Origin of the sequence: Pseudomonas sp. GD04019 (genome assembly GCF_029837695.1) — a bacterium.
Lineage (GTDB): Bacteria > Pseudomonadota > Gammaproteobacteria > Pseudomonadales > Pseudomonadaceae > Aquipseudomonas.
Map to the genome: position 1 here is coordinate 66345 of NZ_JAOEEA010000007.1, position 17850 is coordinate 84194.

A 17850-nucleotide genomic window follows, 5' to 3' on the forward strand; every position below is an offset into this window, starting at 1 on the left:
AACTCCCCATCTGTATGACATCCGCCGCAATGGTGCGGCCTGTCATGCATGTGGAGTTCGACGACCATGAGTGTGGAAACTCAAAAAGAAACCCTGGGCTTCCAGACCGAAGTGAAGCAGCTGCTTCACTTGATGATCCATTCCTTGTATTCCAACAAGGAAATCTTCCTTCGTGAGCTGATCTCCAACGCCTCCGACGCCGCCGACAAGCTGCGTTTCGAGGCGCTGGCCAAGCCCGAGCTGCTGGAAGGCGGCGGCGAGCTGAAGATCCGCCTGAGCTTCGACAAGGACGCCAAGACCGTCACCCTCGAAGACAACGGCATCGGCATGAGCCGCGAGGAAGTGATCGCCCACCTCGGTACCATCGCCAAGTCCGGCACCGCCGACTTCATGAAGAACCTCACCGGCGACCAGAAGAAGGATTCGCACCTGATCGGTCAGTTCGGCGTGGGCTTCTATTCGGCCTTCATCGTGGCGGATAAGGTGGATGTCTTCACCCGTCGTGCCGGTAGCCCGGCCAGCGAGGGCGTGCACTGGTCGTCGAAGGGCGAGGGCGACTTCGAGGTCGCCACCATCGACAAGGCCGAGCGCGGTACCCGCATCGTCCTGCACCTGAAGAGCGGCGAAGAAGAATTCGCCGACGGCTGGCGACTGCGCAACGTGGTCAAGAAGTACTCCGACCATATCGCCCTGCCGATCGAGCTGCCGAAAGAGTTCCACGGTGAAGAGAAAGACAAGCCGGCCGAACAGGAGTGGGAAACCGTCAACCGCGCCAGCGCGCTGTGGACTCGTGGCCGCACCGAGGTCAAGGACGAGGAATACCAGGAGTTCTACAAGCACGTCGCCCACGACTTCGAGAACCCTCTGAGCTGGAGCCACAACAAGGTCGAGGGCAAGCTGGAGTACACCTCGCTGCTCTACGTGCCGGGCCGCGCGCCGTTCGACCTGTACCAGCGTGAAGCGCCGAAGGGCCTCAAGCTGTACGTGCAGCGCGTGTTCATCATGGACCAGGCCGACGAGTTCTTGCCGCTGTACCTGCGCTTCATCAAGGGCGTGGTCGACTCCAATGACCTGTCGCTGAACGTCTCCCGCGAGATCCTGCAGAAGGACCCGGTGATCGACTCGATGAAGTCGGCGCTGACCAAGCGCGTGCTGGACATGCTGGAGAAGCTGGCGAAGAACGAGCCCGAGCAGTACAAGCAGTTCTGGAAGGCCTTCGGCCAGGTGCTGAAAGAAGGCCCGGCGGAAGACTTCGCCAACAAGGAGAAGATCGCCGGCCTGCTGCGCTTCGCCTCCACCCAGGGCGACGACGGCGAGCAGATCGTCGGCCTGGCCGACTACATCGGCCGCATGAAGGAGGGGCAGGACAAGATCTACTTCCTCACCGGCGAGACCTTCGCGCAGATCAAGAACAGCCCGCACCTGGAGGTCTTCCGCAAGAAGGACATCGAGGTACTGCTGCTCACCGACCGCATCGACGAGTGGCTGATGAGCTACCTGACCGAGTTCGACGGCAAGCACTTCGTCGATGTGGCGCGTGGCGACCTGGACCTGGGCAAGCTGGACTCGGAAGAGGACAAGAAGGCCCAGGAAGAAGTGGCCAAGGCCAAAGAAGGGCTGCTGGAACGCCTCAAGGGCGCGCTGGGCGAGCAGGTCGCCGAAGTGCGCGTGTCGCATCGCCTGACCGACTCGCCGGCGATCCTCGCCATCGGCGAGCAGGACCTGGGCCTGCAGATGCGCCAGATCCTCGAGGCCAGCGGGCAGAAGGTGCCGGACGCCAAGCCGATCTTCGAGATCAACCCGCAGCACCCGCTGATCGAGAAGCTGGATGCCGAGGCCGACGAAGACCGCTTCGCCGATCTGTCACACATCCTCTTCGACCAGGCCGCCCTGGCCGCCGGCGACAGCCTGAAGGACCCGGCTGCCTACGTGCAGCGCCTGAACAAGCTGCTGGTCGAGCTTTCTGCCTGACTTGCAGTGGTGATGAGAAAGCCCGCTTCGGCGGGCTTTTTCATGCGCGCCATCCGGCGGGAAGCAGTAGAAAGCGCTGGAGCTTGTGCGGTGGTGGCTATTTAATGGCCATCTAAAGTGCATCGGTTTCTCGACCGATACGCTTGTACCTGCTCAACTTTCCGTAGCCGCCCAGTAGTTGCCGCCTGCATGTCGTATCTGACCCATCTTTTCCTTCTCGACGCCGACCCTGGCCTGCTGCTGCTCGGTAGCTACAACCCCTGGTTGGTGGCGCTGTCGCTGCTGATCGCGGTATTCGCCTCGGGCATGGCCCTGCAGGTGGCCGGCATGGCGCGCCTCAGCGACAACCGCCTGTACCGCCAGGTGGCGCTGATCACCGGCTCGCTGGCCCTGGGCGGCGGTGTCTGGGCGATGCATTTCATCGGCATGCTGGCCTTCCAGCTCTGCGCCCGGGTCGACTACGCCCCCGGTCTTACCCTGTTGTCGCTGCTGCCCAGCCTGGGCGCCTCCTGGGTGGCCCTGCAGTTGCTGGTGCGCCGCACCATCAGCAATGTCCAGTTGATCACCAGCGGCGTGTTGGTTGGCGCGGGCATCGGCGCCATGCACTACAGCGGCATGGCGGCCATGCAGATGGCGCCGTTGCTGCGCTACGACCCGTACTGGTTCGGGGTGTCGATCCTGGTCGCGGTGGTTCTGGCGATTCTCGCCCTGTGGGTCCGCTTCGGCCTGCGCGGGCGCCTGTCGTCGGGCAAGGCCATCATGGCCAGCGGCCTGGTCATGGGCCTGGCCATCGCCGGCATGCACTACACCGGCATGGCCGCGGCGCGCTTCATCGGCAGCGCCGAAGCGCTGGATCAGCAGAGCAATGCGGACAGCGTGTACATCGCCCTGGCCGTGGCCCTGATCACGGTGACCCTGACCGTGTTCGTCGCCGCCACCAACGGCCTGCTGCGCTATCGCCAGCTGTTCCGGCAGATGCAGGACAGCGAGTCGCGTCTGCGCGCGATCCTGGAGACCGCGGTGGACGGCATCGTCATCATCGACGACCAGGGCCTGATCGAGGGGCTCAACACGTCGGCCGCGCAGCTGTATGGCTGGCGCAAGGATGAGCTGGTCGGCCGCCACATCAACACGGTGATCCCCGAGAGCTATCACCAGGGCGTGCTGGACTACCTGCCCAAGGTGATGCGCGAGGGGCAGAGCGACATCGTCGGCGGTAGCCGCGAAGTGGAAGCGCTCTGCAAGGATGGCAGCCTACTGCCGATCCGCCTGGCCATCGGCCTGGTCAACCTGCCGGGCAAGACGCTCTATGTCGGCTTCGTCAGCGATATCAGCGCGCGCAAGAGCATGGAGCAGGCCCTGCGCGAGAGCGAGCAGCAGTACCGCTCGCTGATCGGCAACATTCCCGGCGTGTCGTTCCGCTGCCTGCTGGATGACGACTGGACCATGCTGTTCATCAGCGACGCGGTGGAGAAGCTGACCGGCTGGACCGCCGACGACTTCATGAGCCAGCGCAAGTCGATCAGCAGCCTGTACCACCCCGAGGACTTCCAGCGCGTGGCGGAGGAGGTGCTGGCGGCCATCGGCCAGGGGCGCAACTACACGGTCGAATACCGCCTGTATGACCGCCAGGGCGTGGAGCACTGGATATGGGAAAGCGGCAGCGCGGTGCTCGATGAGCATGGCGAGCCGAAGTGGATCGACGGCGTGCTGCTCGACATCACCGACAGCAAGCTGCGCAATGCCGAGTTCGAGAGCACGGTAACCGCCATCCGCCGGGCCCTGCTGGTGATCGAGTTCGACCTGCAGGGCAATATCCTCGACGCCAACCAGAACTTCCTCGACCTGATGGGTTACCGCCTGGAGGAAATCCAGGGCCGGCATCACCGCATGTTCTGTGCCCAGGACTATGCCGAGAGCCAGGAATACGCCGACTTCTGGGCGCAGCTGGGGCGTGGCGAACTGGAGGCCGGCGAATACCGGCGCCTCGGCAAGGATGGCCGCGAGGTGTGGATCCAGGCCTCCTACAACCCGATCTTCGACGCCGACGGCAAGCCGTTCAAGGTGATCAAGTTCGCCACCGACCTCAGTCAGCGCCGCGAAATGGAAGAGGCCCTGCGCGACGCCAAGGAGGTGGCCGAGCTGGCGGCGGTGGCCAAGACCACGTTCCTGGCCAACATGAGCCACGAGATCCGCACGCCGATGAACGCGGTCATCGGCTTCACCGAACTGCTGCTGGACAGCGTGCTCAACGAGCAGCAGCGGCGCCACCTGGGCACCGTGCGCCAGGCCGCGCGCTCGCTGCTTGGCCTGCTCAACGACATTCTCGATACCGCCAAGCTGGAGCGCGGTGCGCTGGAACTGGAGAGCCGCGACCTGTCCCTGCGCGAGCTGTGTGCACAGGTCTGCGACTCCCTGCGCCTGAGCGCCGAGGCCAAGGGGCTGAGCCTGAGCCTGGACTACCAGGAGAGCCTGGGCGACTACTTCAAGGGCGACTCCCTGCGCATTCAGCAGGTGCTGACCAACCTGGTGGGCAACGCGGTGAAGTTCACCGAGAGCGGCTGGGTGCGCCTGGAGGTGAGTGGCGAGCCGGGACGAGTGCACTTCGCCGTGCGCGACAGCGGCATCGGTATCGCCGAGGACCGCCTGCAGCACATCTTCGATCCCTTCGCCCAGGCCGATGCCTCCATGAGCCGGCGCTTCGGTGGCACCGGCCTGGGCACCACCATCGCCCGCCAGCTGACCGAGCTGATGGACGGCAGCATCACGGTGGAGAGCCGCCTGGGCGCGGGCAGCGTGTTCCATGTGCAATTGCCGCTGCAGGCCGGCGTGGAGCAGCCGAGCGAGCGTGGCGCAGGCGCACGGCGGCTACCGGCGCTGAACATCCTGGCCGCCGACGACGTGGCGCAGAACATCGAGCTGCTCAGCCTCACCCTAGGTGCCCTGGGCCACCGGGTGACCACCGCCGGCGACGGCGAGCAGGCCCTGGCCGCGTTCGTTGGCGGGCGCTTCGATGTGCTGCTGATGGATGTGCAGATGCCGCGCATGGACGGCCTGGAGGCTACCCGCCGTATCCGCCGTCACGAGCAGGACCACGGCCTGCGTGCCACGCCGATCATCGCCCTGACCGCCAGCGTACTGGAACAGGACCGCCGCGCCGCCCACGAGGCGGGCATGGACGGCTTCGCCTCCAAGCCACTGGAGATGGACAAGCTGCTGGCCGAGATCGCTCGCGTGATCGGCCTGGCGCCGGCCACCGAGCAGCCCGCCGCTGTCGAGGCGCCGGTCGACCTGGATATCGACTGGCCGCGCGGCATCCAGCTGTGGGGCAGCCGGCAGGCGATGGCCGCGGCGATTCGCCGTTTCCTCGCCGAACATATGGGCAGTTGCGCCGAAGTCGCCCGCCTGTTGCAGGACAACCGGCAGGAGGCCGCCATCGAGCTGGTGCATCGCCTGCGCGGCGCCGCCGGCAACCTGGCGCTGCTGCGTGCCAGTCGCCTGGCAGGGCAGCTGGAACATGCCCTCAAGGGCGCCATCCCGGCCTCGGTGGATGAGTTGCTGGCGGCGCTGCAAGCCGCGCTCACCCTCTTGCCAGTCGAACTGCCGGCGCCGGCTACAGTGGAAGAGGGCGCTGCGGCAACGATGCCGGCGGATGAGCTGGCCGCGCTGATCGAGCATGCCCGTGCGGCCCTGCAGCATGGCGAGTTGGCCGAGGATGCGCTGCAGCGCCTGAGCGCCGCGTTGCCGGCCCAGCAGGCCCATGCCCTGGAAGGCGCCATCAACGATTTCGACTTCGAGCGCGCCGACGCGCTGCTGGCCGAGCTGCTCGGCCGTGGAGAGATGCCGCAATGATCAAACCCGCCGATGCCCGCCCCAAGCTGTTGCTGGTGGACGACGAGCCGACCAACCTGCAGGTGCTGCGGCAGATCCTGCAGGACGACTACCGCCTGCTGTTCGCCAAGGATGGCGACAAGGCGCTGGAGCTGGCCGAGCGCGAGAGTCCGGCGCTGATCCTGCTCGACGTGATGATGCCGGGCATGACCGGCCACGAGGTGTGCACCCGGCTCAAGGCCCAGCCGGCCACGGCGGCCATCCCGGTGATCTTCGTCACCGCCCTGGCCGATGTGGAGGACGAGGCCAGGGGCTTCGAGGTCGGCGCGGTAGACTACATCACCAAGCCGGTCAGCCCGGCCATCGTGCGCGCGCGGGTACGCACCCACCTGTCGCTGGTGCAGGTCGACGAGTTGCACGAGACCCGCCTGCAGATCGTCCAGCGCCTGGGCCTGGCCTCCGAGTACAAGGACAACGAGACCGGCCTGCATGTGATCCGCATGAGCCACTACACCCATATCCTGGCCAAGGCCGCCGGCTTCAGCGAGCACGAGGCGGACGACCTGTTCAATGCCGCGCCCATGCATGACGTGGGCAAGATCGGCATTCCCGACGCCATCCTGCAGAAGAACGGCAAGCTCGACGATGCCGAGTGGCAGGTGATGCGCAGCCATGCGCAGATCGGCGCGGAGATCATCGGCGAACACCACTCCGGCCTGCTCAGGACCGCCCGCACCATCGCCCTGACCCACCACGAAAAGTGGGACGGCAGCGGCTACCCCAACGGACTCAAGGGCGAGGAGATTCCCCTGGCCGGGCGCATCGTCGCCATCGCTGACGTATTCGACGCGCTGACCAGCGTGCGTCCCTACAAGCCGGCCTGGCCGGTGCAGGAGGCGGTGGACTTCCTGCGTCGCGAGAGCGGCCGCCACTTCGATCCGGAGCTGGTGGAGCTGTTCCTCGCCCAACTGCCGGCAATCCTCGAGGTCAAGGAGCGCTGGGCCGAGACGGAGTAGGGCACAATGCCGGCTTCCGTTGCCTGGAAGTCATCATGAGCTTGCCCACCTGGGAACTGCTGTCCTACATCGTCACGGTGGTGGCGTTGCCGTTCGCCATCGGCGTGTTCCTCTTCGAACAGCGCAAGGAGCGCGAGAACGAGGAGGAGGCCATCTGGCAGCAAATCTCCGACGCCTATATCGCCTTCCTCGAAGTGGTGCTGGCCAACCCCGACCTGCGTCTGCGTAGCCAGGCCGCCACCCCAGACCTCAGCGACGAGCAGCGCGAGCGCATGTGGGTGATCTTCGACATGCTGATCTCGCTGTTCGAGCGCGCCTACCTGCTGGCCTACGAAGATGACATGAGTGAGAAGCAGCGCCGCCGCTGGCACTCCTGGGAGGACTACATGCGCGAGTGGAGCCGCCGCGAGGATTTTCGCGAGCGCCTGCCGCACCTGCTGCGTGGCGAGGACCCGGGCTTCGCCGCCTATATCCAGGGCCTGGCCGACGAAGAGGTGCGCAATCCTCAGGACTGACTAGTCTTGTCGCTTCGCGGCGGCAGCCTGCCGACGCCGGGCCAGAGGAGGCAGCATGAGCCAGATCGTCAACCGACCCCTTCGCCATGAAATCGATGGCCAGCCGTTCGAGGGCCAGCTGCTGTACGACCAGTCGCATGCGCGGCCGCGGCCGGGTCTGCTGCTGGCGCCGAACTGGATGGGGGTGTCCGCCGGCGCCATCGAGATCGCCAGCCAGGTGGCCGAGCGCGGCTATGTGGTGCTGGTTGCCGACGTCTACGGTGCCGGCATACGTCCGCAGAATCACGACGAGGCGGCCGCGGCGATGATGGCGGTGAAGGGCAAGCCGATCCTGCGCCAGCGCCTGCAGGCCTCGCTCGCTACTCTAAAGGCCCAGCCCGGCACGGCGCTGGACCCCAGTCGGCTGGCGGTATTCGGTTTCTGCTTCGGCGGCCATTGTGCGCTGGAGCTGGCCCGTGACGGCGCGGAGGTGAAGGCCGCGGTGTCCTTCCACGGCACCCTGGATACGGCCAATCCGGCCGATGCGCGGAACATCCGCGGTTCCGTGCTGGTGCTCGATGGCGCCGCCGATCCGCTGGTGCCACGCGAACAGCTGGCCGGCTTCATCGCGGAAATGAGCGCCGCCAATGTCGACTGGCAGCTGACCACCTACGGCGGCGCGGCGCACTCCTTCACCGACAAGCAGGCCAACATCCCCGGCAAGATGCAGTACGACGCCAAGGTGGCGCGCCGCGCCTTCGCCGCGATGCACGACCTGTTCGAGGAAGTCTTCGCCTGATTCGACCGACTCAGGGCGCGCTGGCCTTCTCGGTGATGGCCAGCGGATAGTCGATCAGCAGTTCCTCGGCCGAATATAGCGGTGCGGCCAGCCCGAGGGAAGCAGCACATCTGTGTGGTGGATATCGTCACTGCCGGACCAGCGGCCCGGCATGTGATGGACGCCGCATCATGTGCCGGGCAGGTCGATGCGCTCGGTCTCGCCGGGCACCCGTGGCCAGTCCCAGGCGGCCCAGTTCTGCTTGGCCTTCTCCAGCAGGGCGGCATCGCTGGCGACGAAGTTCCAGTACATGCGCCGTGGCCCCAGCGGCTCGCCGCCGATCAGCGCCAGGTGGCACTCGCCGCAGGCGGTGAGCAGCAACTCCTCGCCTTCCGGCAGCACGGCCAAGCCGCGCAGGGGCAGGTCGGCGCCTTCCAGTTGGGCTTCGCCTTCGATCAGGTACAGCGCGCGTTCACGGTGTTCGGCCGGAATCAGCAGGCTGGCGCCGGCCGCAAGCTTCAGCTCGGCATAAAGGGTGGGCGAGTGCATGGGCACTGGCGATTCGAGGCAGAAGCCGCTTCCGGCGATCAGGGTTATGTGCACGCCCATGGACTCGCTACGCGGCAGGCTGGCGGCCGAATGGTGGCTGTAGCTCGGTTCGCCTTCCTCCATTTCCTGCGGCAGGGCCAGCCACACCTGTAGGCCGTGCAGGTGTGAGCCGCTCTGCCACAGATTCTCCGGCGTGCGTTCGACATGGGCGACGGCGCGCCCGGCGGTCATCCAGCTGACGTCGCCGGGCCGCACCAACTGGTCCGAGCCCAGGCTGTCCTTGTGCTGCAGCGCGCCCTCGAACAGGTAGGTGAGGGTGGAAAGGCCGATGTGCGGGTGCTGGTTGATGTTCATGCCGCTGCCGGCCGGGTAGGCCTTTTCCAGCATGTGATCGAAGAACACGAAGGGGCCGACGCTGCGGCACTTGGCCGAAGGCAGCGGGCGCAGGATCGGCTGGCCGGCGATGTCCTCGGCCTTGGGGCGGATCAGCAGCGGCTCGCTCATGCGCCGTCGCCCAGGCGGGTTTCCACCTGCACCTCGGCGTTGGTCATCAGCTTGTGCACCGGGCACTTGTCGGCGATGCGCAGCAGTTGCTGGCGCTGGGCATCGTCCAGCGCGCCGTGCAGCTGCAGTTCGACGTTCAGGCGGTAGATGCCCTGACGCTCCTCGCTGTCGTCGCGTTGCACTTGCACGTCGAGGCTTTCCAGCGGCAGGCCTTTCTGCTTGGCGTAGAGCATCAGGGTCAGGGCCTTGCAGGCGCCCAGGGCGGCGTCGAACAGGTCGTGCGGCTCGGGGCCGGAGGCGCTGCCGCCGAAGGATTCGGGTACGTCGGTGTGCAGCAGGTGTTCGCCGATTTCGATGCTGTGGCGCAGGCCGGACTCGGTGCTGATGCGGATCATGGTGGCTCCCAGGCTAGGTTGGATGGCCCAGCCTAGCCCAAGGGCGCGAGCCTAGACCAGCCTGGTGCTACTGGGGCGTGGTCGGGCGGTACCAGAGTTCTTCGCGCTGGTGGGGCGTCTGCGGCGGCAGGTCGGGGTTTTCCAGTTCGATCACCCGGCGGCGCTGCAGCCCGGCACGCTTGAGGGTTGCGCCGTGGTACTGCTGGAACAGGGCATCGAAGCTGCCATCGGCGATCATCGCCTCCAGGCCGCGCTCGATGCTGCTGGCCAGGTCGGCGCGAGCGCGCGAGGTGAAGAAGTAGAAGGCGCTGGGGTAGTGGATGACGATGTGTTCGTCGACTTCCAGGTTGAGGCCTTGCTTGGCGGCTTGCGCCTGCTCGTCCCAGGCCACCACCACTTCGCGCGGGAACAGGTCGAAGCGCCCCGCGTCGAGCATGCGGAACAGGCTGTCGTAGCTCTGGCTGGTGATCACCTGCAGGCCGTTGCTGCGCAGGATGCGGGTGTCCGGCCAGTCGGCGCGCTGGCCGATGCGCATGGGTTTGAGGTCCGCGGCGCTGTGCACCTTGGTCAGCCAGTCCTTGTCCTCGCGCCGCACCAGGGGCACGCGCCAGCCGATCAGGCCCTTGTAGATCGGAATGCGGATCGGCAGCAGGCTTTCCTCGCGGGCCTTGGTGGTCATGGTCCACATCAGCTGCACGCTGCCGTCGTTCTGCTCCAGCGACTGTTCCGCGCGGCTCTGTGCCATGGGCCGGTGCGACGGCCGCAGCTGGTAGTCGCCGCCGCTCTTGGCCAGGGCCTGGCGCAGCAGCTCGACCACATAGGCCTCGGGGTCGGCGCCATTGGAATGCAGCGGATAGGTCAGCGGCTCGGCGGCCAGCGGTGTGGCGCAGAACAGGACGAGCAGGGTGGCGAGGCGGGCGATGGACATGCGCAGGGTTCGCAGCGAGAGATGCATCATGATGGCCTTTCGCACGCACGCTCGCCAGTGAACGGCACGGGATGGGCGGCGGTCTACTCTTGCTCGAAACGCCAGGAGTGATGCCTTTGTCCGTCCGCCGCCTGTTGTGCGCCGCCCTTTGCGGCCTGCTGGCCCTGCCAGTCAGCGCCCGCGACTACCGCTTCAGCGATGCCCATCTGCACTACGTCGACTTCTTTCAGGAGAGCGAGGGCATGACCCCGCTGCTGGAGGCCATGGAGGCCGGCAATGTCGATCACGCGATGATCAGCGGCATACCGGTGGCGAAGAAATGGCACGAGGACGAGCCCAAGCGCCCGCGCTACTACGCCGGCGACGATGCCGGCGCGTACTGGTACAGCGCTACCGACGTGCTGGTGGCCGAGGCGCTGAAGCGCCTGCCGGCCGAGCAGCGCCGCCGCTTCCACCCCTTCCTCAGTGGCTTCAATCCCGCCGACAAGAATTCCGACGCGCATATTCGCCGCATGCTGGAGCTGGACCCGGGCCTGTGGCAGGGCCTGGGCGAGGTATTCACCCGCCATGACGACCTTACCGCGCTGACCTACGGCGACACGCCCCGGGCCAACAACGAGGCCATGACCCGCATCTATCACCTGGCAGCCGAGTACGACCTGCCGGTGCTGGTGCACAGCAACATCACCTCCAAGCGCGAGCGCAACCCGCTGTATCTGGACGAGATCGAGGAGCCGCTACGCAACCACCCGCATGTGCGTTTCATCTGGGCCCACGCCGGCACCAGCCTGGAGATCCACCGCCACCAGGAGAAGCTGGATTTCCTCCTGCCGACCCTGCAGCGCATGCTCGGCGACTATCCCAATCTGTATATCGACCTGTCCTGGAGCGTGCTGCGGCCCTATCTGCTGGACGCGGCAGGCCGACCCGACCCGCGCTGGGTGGAGCTGGTCAGCCGTTATCCGGAGCGCTTCATGCTCGGCTCGGATGTGGTGGGACGCTTCGATGCCTTGGGGCAGTACATGATCGATTTCCGCCCCTTCCTCGACGCCCTGCCGGAAGAGGTGGCGCGCCAGGTGGCGCGCGACAACTTCCTCGCCGTGCTGCCGCGCAAGCATCGGGCGCAGTTGCGCGACTGACTGTCATCAGCCTGTAACCGCGGCGTCATAGCCTCGCGCCAACTTTCCTCAAGGAGCGCGAGATGAAACTGTTCAGCCTGTCTGTCCTGGCCCTGTCGCTTGGCCTGTTTTCCCACCAGGCCCTGGCCGATGTGCAGGTGCAAGGCCCCATCGAGTACGGCGTGTTCGCCAGCGCGCCGATCAAGGACCCGCAGCCGGGTGAGCGCATCCTCAGCCGCGCCAACCAGCCGATCGAGCAGACCGAGGTGGTGCCGGCGCGCCTGGGCACCAAGTTCGGTGTGCGTTACCAACTGGCCGGCAAGGCCGAGACCGAGCAGCCGCTGACCCTGATGTACTTCACCCCCGGCCTGGTCGGCCCGGACGGCAAGCGTCAGGACAAGATCGAGCTGCAGCAGAAGCTGGTGGTCGGTGCGCCGCAGGACGTAATGGCCTTCGAGTTCACCGAACACCACGAGGTGGTGCCGGGCGAGTGGCAGTTCATGGTCTTCCAGGGCGACCGCAAGTTGCTGGAGCAGCGCTTCACCGTGCGTTGACCGTCAGGCGGTTATCCGCCGCACCGCTGGCGTTTGGCGCGTCCCTTTGCTTGGCTTATCAGTCCATGGACCAAGCCAAGGACGTCGCCATGTTTCTCCGCAATCTGAAAATCGCCCCGCGCGCCGGGTTGGGCTTCGCCTCCCTGGCGCTGCTGATGCTGATCCTCGGTGTCTTCTCGTTGCTGCAGATGGGCCAGATGCAGCGCCAGTCCGCCGAGGTCAACGACAACTGGTTGCCGAGCATCCAGTCGCTCAACGAGATGAGCCAGAGCATCCTGCGCATCCGTGCGTTGACCCTGCGCCTGCTGGTCAACCGCGATCCACAGAGTCTGAGCCAGAACGAGCAGCGCCTGCAGGCGCTGAAAACCGAGCTGACGGATGCGCAACAGCGCTACGAGAAGTTGATCGGTAGCGGCGAAGAGCGGGCCGCCTATGAGCGCTTCCAGCAGTCCCAGAGCAGCTATCTGAGTGAGCAGGAACGGGTCGTCACGCTGTCCCGCGACAACCAGGTGGACGAGGCGCTGGCGGTGGCCAACGGTCCGCTCGGCCAGCATGCCGATGCAATGGCCAAGGCACTGACCGAGCTGGTCGAGCTGAACCAGCGCGGAGCCGAAACGGCGGCGCAAGAAAGCAACGCGGCCTATGGCAGTGCGGTGCGCATGGTGCTCGGCATGTTGCTGGTGGCGGCCAGCGTGACCCTGGTGCTGGCCGTGATGCTTACCCGCAGCATCGTGCGGCCGCTGGCCCAGGCGGTGGAGGTGGCCGAGGTGGTGGCATCCGGCGACCTCAGCCGCGAGTTTTCCATCGAGGGCCGGGACGAGCCGGCGCAGTTGCTGAGCGCCCTGAAAGGCATGCAGCGCAGCCTGCGCGAGACCATCCAGCACATCTCCGACTCCTCCCGGCAACTGGCCTCGGCCTCCGAAGAGCTGACCGCGGTGACCGAGGGCTCGACCCGCGGCCTGCATCAGCAGAGCGCGGAGATCGAGCAGGCGGCCACCGCGGTGAACCAGATGACATCGGCGGTGGAGGAGGTGGCGCGCAATGCGGTGAGCACCTCGGAGGCCTCCCGCGAGTCGGATCGCAGTGCCCAGCACGGCCGCGAGCAGGTCCGCCAGACGGTGGACTCGATCGGCCAGCTGGCCGGCGACGTGACCGAGACCTCGACCCAGATCGGTCGCCTGGCCGAGCAGGTGCGCGGCATCAGCCAGGTGCTCGACGTGATCCGCTCCATCGCCGAACAGACCAATTTGCTCGCGCTCAATGCCGCCATCGAAGCGGCGCGTGCCGGTGAGGCCGGACGCGGCTTCGCCGTGGTGGCCGACGAGGTGCGCGCGCTGGCCCATCGCACCCAGCAGAGCACCCAGGAAATCGAGCAGATGATCGGTGGTATCCAGCAGGGCACGGAGCGGGCGGTCAGCGCCATGCACAACAGCACCCAGCGCACCGGTTCGACCCTGGCCCTGGCCCAGTCCGCCGGGCGTGCGCTGGACGAGATCGCCCTGGCCATCACCTCGATCAACGAGCGCAACCTGGTGATCGCCAGCGCCTCGGAGGAGCAGGCCCAGGTGGCCCGCGAGGTGGATCGCAACCTGGTGAATATCCGCGACCTGTCGTTGCAGACCTCGGCCGGCGCCAATCAGACCAGCGCCGCCAGCCAGGAGCTGTCGCGCCTGGCGGTGGGCCTCAATGGCCTGGTGGCGCGCTTTCGCGTGTGAACGGCACGGAACGAAAAACGGCGCCCGAGGGCGCCGTTTTTCATGTCGCGGGGCGATCAGCCCTTGTAGCGCTGCAGGATCAGCGTGGCGTTGGTGCCGCCGAAGCCGAAGCTGTTGGACATGATGGTATCCAGCTGGGCGTTCTCGCGGGTCTCGCGCAGGATCGGCAGATCGGCCACTTCCGGGTCCAACTCGTCGATGTTGGCCGAGCCGGCGATGAAATTGCCTTCCATCATCAGCAGGCAGTAGATCGCCTCATGAACGCCGGCGGCGCCCAGGCTGTGGCCGGACAGACTCTTGGTCGAACTGATGGCCGGCGCCTTGTCGCCGAACACTTCACGCACGCCACGGATTTCCGCCACGTCGCCGACCGGCGTGGAGGTGCCGTGGGTGTTCAGGTAGTCGATCGGGGCGTCGACGGTGGTCAGGGCCTGCTGCATGCAGCGGATGGCGCCTTCGCCGCTCGGCGCGACCATGTCATAGCCATCGCTCGTCGCGCCATAGCCGACGATTTCCGCATAGATCTTGGCGCCGCGCTTGAGCGCATGCTCCAGCTCCTCGACCACCACCATGCCGCCACCGCCGGCGATGACGAAGCCGTCACGCTTGGCGTCGTAGGCGCGGGAGGCTTTCTCCGGGGTCTCGTTGTACTGGGTGGAGAGGGCGCCCATGGCGTCGAACAGGCAGCTCTGGCTCCAGTGTTCTTCCTCGCCGCCGCCGGCGAAGACCACGTCCTGCTTGCCCAGCTGGATCTGTTCCATGGCCTGGCCGATGCAGTGCGCGCTGGTGGCGCAGGCCGAGGAGATGGAGAAGTTCACGCCCTTGATCTGGAACGGCGTGGCCAGGCAGGCCGACACGGTGCTGCCCATGGTGCGGGTGACACGGTATGGGCCGATGCGCTTGACGCCTTTTTCGCGCAGGGTGTCGATGGCTTCCATCTGGTTGACGGTGGAGGCGCCGCCGGAGCCGGCGATCAGGCCGGTGCGCGGGTTGGAGATCTGCTCCGGCGTCAGGCCGGAGTCCTTGATCGCCTGCTCCATCGACAGGTAGGCATAGGCCGCGGCGTCGCCCATGAAGCGCAGCACCTTGCGGTCGATCAGCTCTTCCAGGTTGAGGTTCACGGAGCCGGATACCTGGCTGCGCAGGCCCATTTCGGCATATTCCGGATTGAAGCGGATGCCCGCTTTGCCGGCGCGCAGGCTGGCGGAAACGGTGTCCTTGTCATTGCCCAGGCAGGAGACGATGCCCAGACCGGTGATCACGACGCGACGCATGCGGAAATGTCCTTCAGAAGCTGTCGGTAGAGGTGAACAGGCCGACGCGGAGGCCTTCGGCACTGTAAATTTCGCGGCCATCGACGCTGACGCTGCCATCGGCGATACCGAGGATCAGCGAGCGGCTGATGGTACGTTTGATATGGATGGTGTAGGTGACTTTCTTCGCGGTGGGAAGCACCTGGCCGAAGAACTTCACTTCGCCCGAGCCCAGTGCGCGGCCGCGGCCGGGGTTGCCCTGCCAGCCGAGGTAGAAACCGACCAGCTGCCACATGGCGTCGAGGCCCAGGCAACCTGGCATGACCGGGTCGCCTTCGAAGTGGCAGGCGAAGAACCAGAGGTCCGGATTGATGTCGAGTTCGGCGATGATTTCGCCCTTGCCGTACTTGCCGCCGGTGTCGCTGATATGGGCGATGCGATCGATCATCAGCATGTTGGGGGCGGGCAACTGCGCATTACCCGGGCCAAACAGTTCGCCGCGGCTGCAGGCGAGCAATTCTTCCCGGGAATAGGCGTTTTGCTTGGTCATGCGAACTCCTCAAATGGTCCCCTTGGCGGGGCTAAAGCTGTGCCGCGAATGTTCTTGTGTAGCGGCAGACTAGTCATAGACTGTTGCGTCCTGGTGAAAGTCACAGCCTCTTGTGAACACTTGTATACCGGCTGAGTGTGGCGCAAATCGTCGACGCTTCGTTCGCTCGGCTGATTCTAGTACTCCTGCTGCAGCGTCTGGTTGCGTTTACCCAGCCAGCGCAGCAATACCCGTTCCAGATCGGCGCGCTTGAACGGCTTGGCTAGGTAATCGTTCATGCCAGCCTGCAGGCAGGCTTCACGATCGCCCTGCAGGGCGTTGGCGGTCAATGCGATGATCGGAGTAGCGCATTGCGGCGCCTGGCGGCGGATCTGCCGGGTGGCCTCGTAGCCATCCATTACGGGCAGACGGCAGTCCATCAGCACGGCGACGAAGCGCTGCGGGTCGAAGTGCTGTACCGCCTGGGCGCCATCGCCGACCAGCTCGACCCGATAGCCCAGGCTGCGCAGCATGGCCTCAATCACCGTCTGGTTGACCGGGTTGTCTTCCACCAGCAGCACTTCCTGGCCTTCGCCGGACGGATACTCGCTGCGCTCCTGAGGTTCCAGGCCGGGGCTGCTCAGACAGAACGGCAGGGGAATCTCCAGGGTGAATACCGAGCCGCTGCCTTCTTGGCTGGTGGCGTGCAGGGTTCCGCCCATGCGCTCGGCCAGGGTGCGGGCGATGGACAGGCCCAGGCCGGTGCCGCCGTAGCGCCGGGAAATCGAGGTATCGGCCTGCTGGAAGGCATCGAACATGTGCTCCAGGCGCTGCGGGGCGATGCCGATGCCGCTGTCGTGCACGGCGCAGGTGAACCACAGTACCTCGTTGTCCAGCGGCTGCCAGTGGGGCTCGATGCGGATGCCGCCTTCCTCGGTGAACTTCAGCGCGTTGCCCAGCAGGTTGACCAGGATCTGGCGGATACGCGTCGGGTCGCCCTGCACCTCGAACTGTTCCAGCCCCGGCGGGGTGTCCAGGCGCAGGTAGAGGCCACGCTGCTGGGCGCTGTGCTGGAACACCTGGATCGAACCCTGCAGCAGTTCCTGCAGGTTGAAGGGAATGCGCTCCAGCTCCAGCGCGCCGCGCTCGATACGGGAGAAGTCGAGGATGTCGTTGATTACCTTGAGCAGGTGCTCGGTGGATTCGGTGGCCAGGGCCGCGTATTCCGCCTGTTCCTGGGTCATCTCGGTGGTTTCGAGCAACTGCAGCATGCCCAGCACGCCATTCATGGGCGTGCGCAGCTCGTGGCTCATCATCGCCAGGAAGTCGGACTTGGCGCGGCTGGCCTGCTCGGCCTCCTCGCGGGTCTGGATCAGCTGCTGCATGGCCTCGCGCTGCTCGCGGCTGGCGTTGTCCAGTTCCTCGGCCAGGTTGTTGATGTGTCGGGCCAGGTCGCCCAGTTCGCCGGTATCGCTCTCCGGCAGCTGGGTCTGGTAGTCGCCGGCCTTGATCGCCTCTACCGCCTCGCCCATGGCGCTGATCGGCTGGGCCAGACGCCGTGCCAGCTGGCGCGCGAGGAAGAAGGTCAGCAGCAGAGCGACCAGGGCCAGCACCGTGGCCTTGAGCAGGATCGCCTGCTGGCGGCTGGTGAAGGCCTCATCGGACATCCCCACCACCACCCGGCCCAGATAGCCGTCGGGCTCGGCGCCGTTCTCCTGACGGATCGGCGCATGGAAGATGCCGACTCGCGAGGCGCTCTGCTCGTTGTGTTGCTCGACGTAGACCAGGATGTTCTCGGCTCGGTCGCGTACCTCGAGGAAGCGCACGTTGGGCGTCTGCAAGGTGGCGCGCAGCAGGTTCTTCAGCACCTTGGTATCGCCGGCCGCGACGCCATGCACCGAGGCCGGCGCCAGCTGGTTGGCCATCAACTGGCCGGCGTGGTTGATCTCCTGGCGCAGGTCTTCCAGCCGCGAGTGGGTGAAGAAACCGGTGAGCAGCAGCGTCAGCAGCAGGGCAGGGCCGACGCTGATCAGCTGGGTGCGGGTATGGATGTCCCAATTACGCCCGAACATCGGCCGGCTCGCGCAGTCGCAGATAGAGGCCTGCCATGCCGGCAGGTTCGGGTGTCGCGCGCCGCGCGGCCCGGTTGAATAGGCGCGGGAGTCGGCGGGGAAGGGATGTGAGCACGGAACGGCCTTGTTCTCTGGGCATGACT

14 protein-coding genes are annotated in these 17850 nt (G+C 66.1%); 8 read left to right on the plus strand and 6 right to left on the minus strand.

Annotation, left to right across the window (positions count from 1 at the left end; genetic code table 11):
* The first annotated feature begins 66 nt into the window (after positions 1-66).
* The 5 genes from htpG to N7607_RS12610 all read left to right on the plus strand — a co-directional run bounded on the left by htpG (position 67) and on the right by N7607_RS12610 (position 8111).
* Entirely contained in the window at positions 67-1971 is a 1905-nt protein-coding gene (htpG, locus tag N7607_RS12590; RefSeq protein WP_279865412.1) for a molecular chaperone HtpG, read from the plus strand.
* A gap of 189 nt (positions 1972-2160) precedes the next feature.
* On the plus strand, positions 2161-5823 hold the full coding sequence (locus tag N7607_RS12595; protein ID WP_279865411.1) for a PAS domain S-box protein: 3663 nt from the start codon (positions 2161-2163) through the stop codon (positions 5821-5823).
* Positions 5820-6818 (plus strand): two-component system response regulator, encoded by a 999-nt coding sequence (locus N7607_RS12600; protein WP_279865410.1) that lies wholly within the window; start codon positions 5820-5822, stop codon positions 6816-6818. The genes N7607_RS12595 and N7607_RS12600 overlap by 4 nt, the downstream gene beginning before the upstream one ends.
* Before the next feature lie 35 nt (positions 6819-6853).
* On the plus strand, positions 6854-7333 hold the full coding sequence (locus tag N7607_RS12605) for a hypothetical protein (RefSeq protein WP_192398054.1): 480 nt from the start codon (positions 6854-6856) through the stop codon (positions 7331-7333).
* Positions 7334-7388: 55 nt separating this feature from the next.
* On the plus strand, positions 7389-8111 hold the full coding sequence (locus N7607_RS12610; RefSeq protein ID WP_279865409.1) for a dienelactone hydrolase family protein: 723 nt from the start codon (positions 7389-7391) through the stop codon (positions 8109-8111).
* Positions 8112-8279: 168 nt separating this feature from the next.
* Here N7607_RS12610 and N7607_RS12615 read toward each other — a convergent pair whose 3' ends face one another.
* The 3 genes from N7607_RS12615 to N7607_RS12625 all read right to left on the minus strand — a co-directional run bounded on the left by N7607_RS12615 (position 8280) and on the right by N7607_RS12625 (position 10511).
* Positions 8280-9143 carry a pirin family protein gene (locus N7607_RS12615; protein ID WP_279865408.1) on the minus strand — a complete coding sequence of 288 codons (864 nt, stop codon included), beginning with the start codon at positions 9141-9143 and terminating at the stop codon, positions 8280-8282.
* Positions 9140-9538 (minus strand): OsmC family protein, encoded by a 399-nt coding sequence (locus N7607_RS12620; protein WP_279865407.1) that lies wholly within the window; start codon positions 9536-9538, stop codon positions 9140-9142. Before N7607_RS12620 ends, N7607_RS12615 begins: the two co-directional genes overlap by 4 nt.
* Before the next feature lie 67 nt (positions 9539-9605).
* Positions 9606-10511: a transporter substrate-binding domain-containing protein gene (locus tag N7607_RS12625; RefSeq protein ID WP_279865406.1), complete on the minus strand. Its 906-nt coding sequence runs from the start codon at positions 10509-10511 to the stop codon at positions 9606-9608.
* 65 nt (positions 10512-10576) lie between these two features.
* Between N7607_RS12625 and N7607_RS12630 the strand changes: the two genes are divergently transcribed.
* From N7607_RS12630 to N7607_RS12640, 3 genes are all read left to right on the plus strand, one after another.
* Positions 10577-11605, plus strand: a complete 1029-nt coding sequence (locus N7607_RS12630; protein WP_279865405.1) for an amidohydrolase family protein — start codon at positions 10577-10579, stop codon at positions 11603-11605.
* A gap of 62 nt (positions 11606-11667) precedes the next feature.
* Positions 11668-12138, plus strand: coding sequence for a DUF3859 domain-containing protein (locus tag N7607_RS12635; protein ID WP_279865403.1), 471 nt, complete (start codon positions 11668-11670; stop codon positions 12136-12138).
* Positions 12139-12227: 89 nt separating this feature from the next.
* Entirely contained in the window at positions 12228-13853 is a 1626-nt protein-coding gene (locus tag N7607_RS12640; RefSeq protein ID WP_279865402.1) for a methyl-accepting chemotaxis protein, read from the plus strand.
* A gap of 56 nt (positions 13854-13909) precedes the next feature.
* Here N7607_RS12640 and fabB read toward each other — a convergent pair whose 3' ends face one another.
* The 3 genes from fabB to N7607_RS12655 all read right to left on the minus strand — a co-directional run bounded on the left by fabB (position 13910) and on the right by N7607_RS12655 (position 17707).
* Entirely contained in the window at positions 13910-15127 is a 1218-nt protein-coding gene (fabB, locus tag N7607_RS12645) for a beta-ketoacyl-ACP synthase I (protein WP_279865400.1), read from the minus strand.
* Between the two features lie 13 nt (positions 15128-15140).
* Complete coding sequence (gene fabA, locus N7607_RS12650) at positions 15141-15656, minus strand: 3-hydroxyacyl-[acyl-carrier-protein] dehydratase FabA (protein ID WP_279865399.1); 516 nt, start codon at positions 15654-15656, stop codon at positions 15141-15143.
* Between the two features lie 176 nt (positions 15657-15832).
* Complete coding sequence (locus N7607_RS12655) at positions 15833-17707, minus strand: ATP-binding protein (protein ID WP_279865398.1); 1875 nt, start codon at positions 17705-17707, stop codon at positions 15833-15835.
* Positions 17708-17850: the final 143 nt, after the last annotated feature.

Excerpts from the sequence above, each read along its gene's own strand:
- htpG (WP_279865412.1), top strand. The coding sequence starts at position 67 with ATGAGTGTGGAAACTCAAAAAGAAACCCTGGGCTTCCAGACCGAAGTG.
- N7607_RS12595 (WP_279865411.1), top strand. The coding sequence starts at position 2,161 with ATGTCGTATCTGACCCATCTTTTCCTTCTCGACGCCGACCCTGGCCTG.
- N7607_RS12600 (WP_279865410.1), top strand. The coding sequence starts at position 5,820 with ATGATCAAACCCGCCGATGCCCGCCCCAAGCTGTTGCTGGTGGACGAC.
- N7607_RS12605 (WP_192398054.1), top strand. The coding sequence starts at position 6,854 with ATGAGCTTGCCCACCTGGGAACTGCTGTCCTACATCGTCACGGTGGTG.
- N7607_RS12610 (WP_279865409.1), top strand. The coding sequence starts at position 7,389 with ATGAGCCAGATCGTCAACCGACCCCTTCGCCATGAAATCGATGGCCAG.
- N7607_RS12615 (WP_279865408.1), bottom strand. The coding sequence starts at position 9,143 with ATGAGCGAGCCGCTGCTGATCCGCCCCAAGGCCGAGGACATCGCCGGC.
- N7607_RS12620 (WP_279865407.1), bottom strand. The coding sequence starts at position 9,538 with ATGATCCGCATCAGCACCGAGTCCGGCCTGCGCCACAGCATCGAAATC.
- N7607_RS12630 (WP_279865405.1), top strand. The coding sequence starts at position 10,577 with ATGCCTTTGTCCGTCCGCCGCCTGTTGTGCGCCGCCCTTTGCGGCCTG.
- N7607_RS12635 (WP_279865403.1), top strand. The coding sequence starts at position 11,668 with ATGAAACTGTTCAGCCTGTCTGTCCTGGCCCTGTCGCTTGGCCTGTTT.
- N7607_RS12640 (WP_279865402.1), top strand. The coding sequence starts at position 12,228 with ATGTTTCTCCGCAATCTGAAAATCGCCCCGCGCGCCGGGTTGGGCTTC.
- fabB (WP_279865400.1), bottom strand. The coding sequence starts at position 15,127 with ATGCGTCGCGTCGTGATCACCGGTCTGGGCATCGTCTCCTGCCTGGGC.
- fabA (WP_279865399.1), bottom strand. The coding sequence starts at position 15,656 with ATGACCAAGCAAAACGCCTATTCCCGGGAAGAATTGCTCGCCTGCAGC.
- N7607_RS12655 (WP_279865398.1), bottom strand. The coding sequence starts at position 17,707 with ATGTTCGGGCGTAATTGGGACATCCATACCCGCACCCAGCTGATCAGC.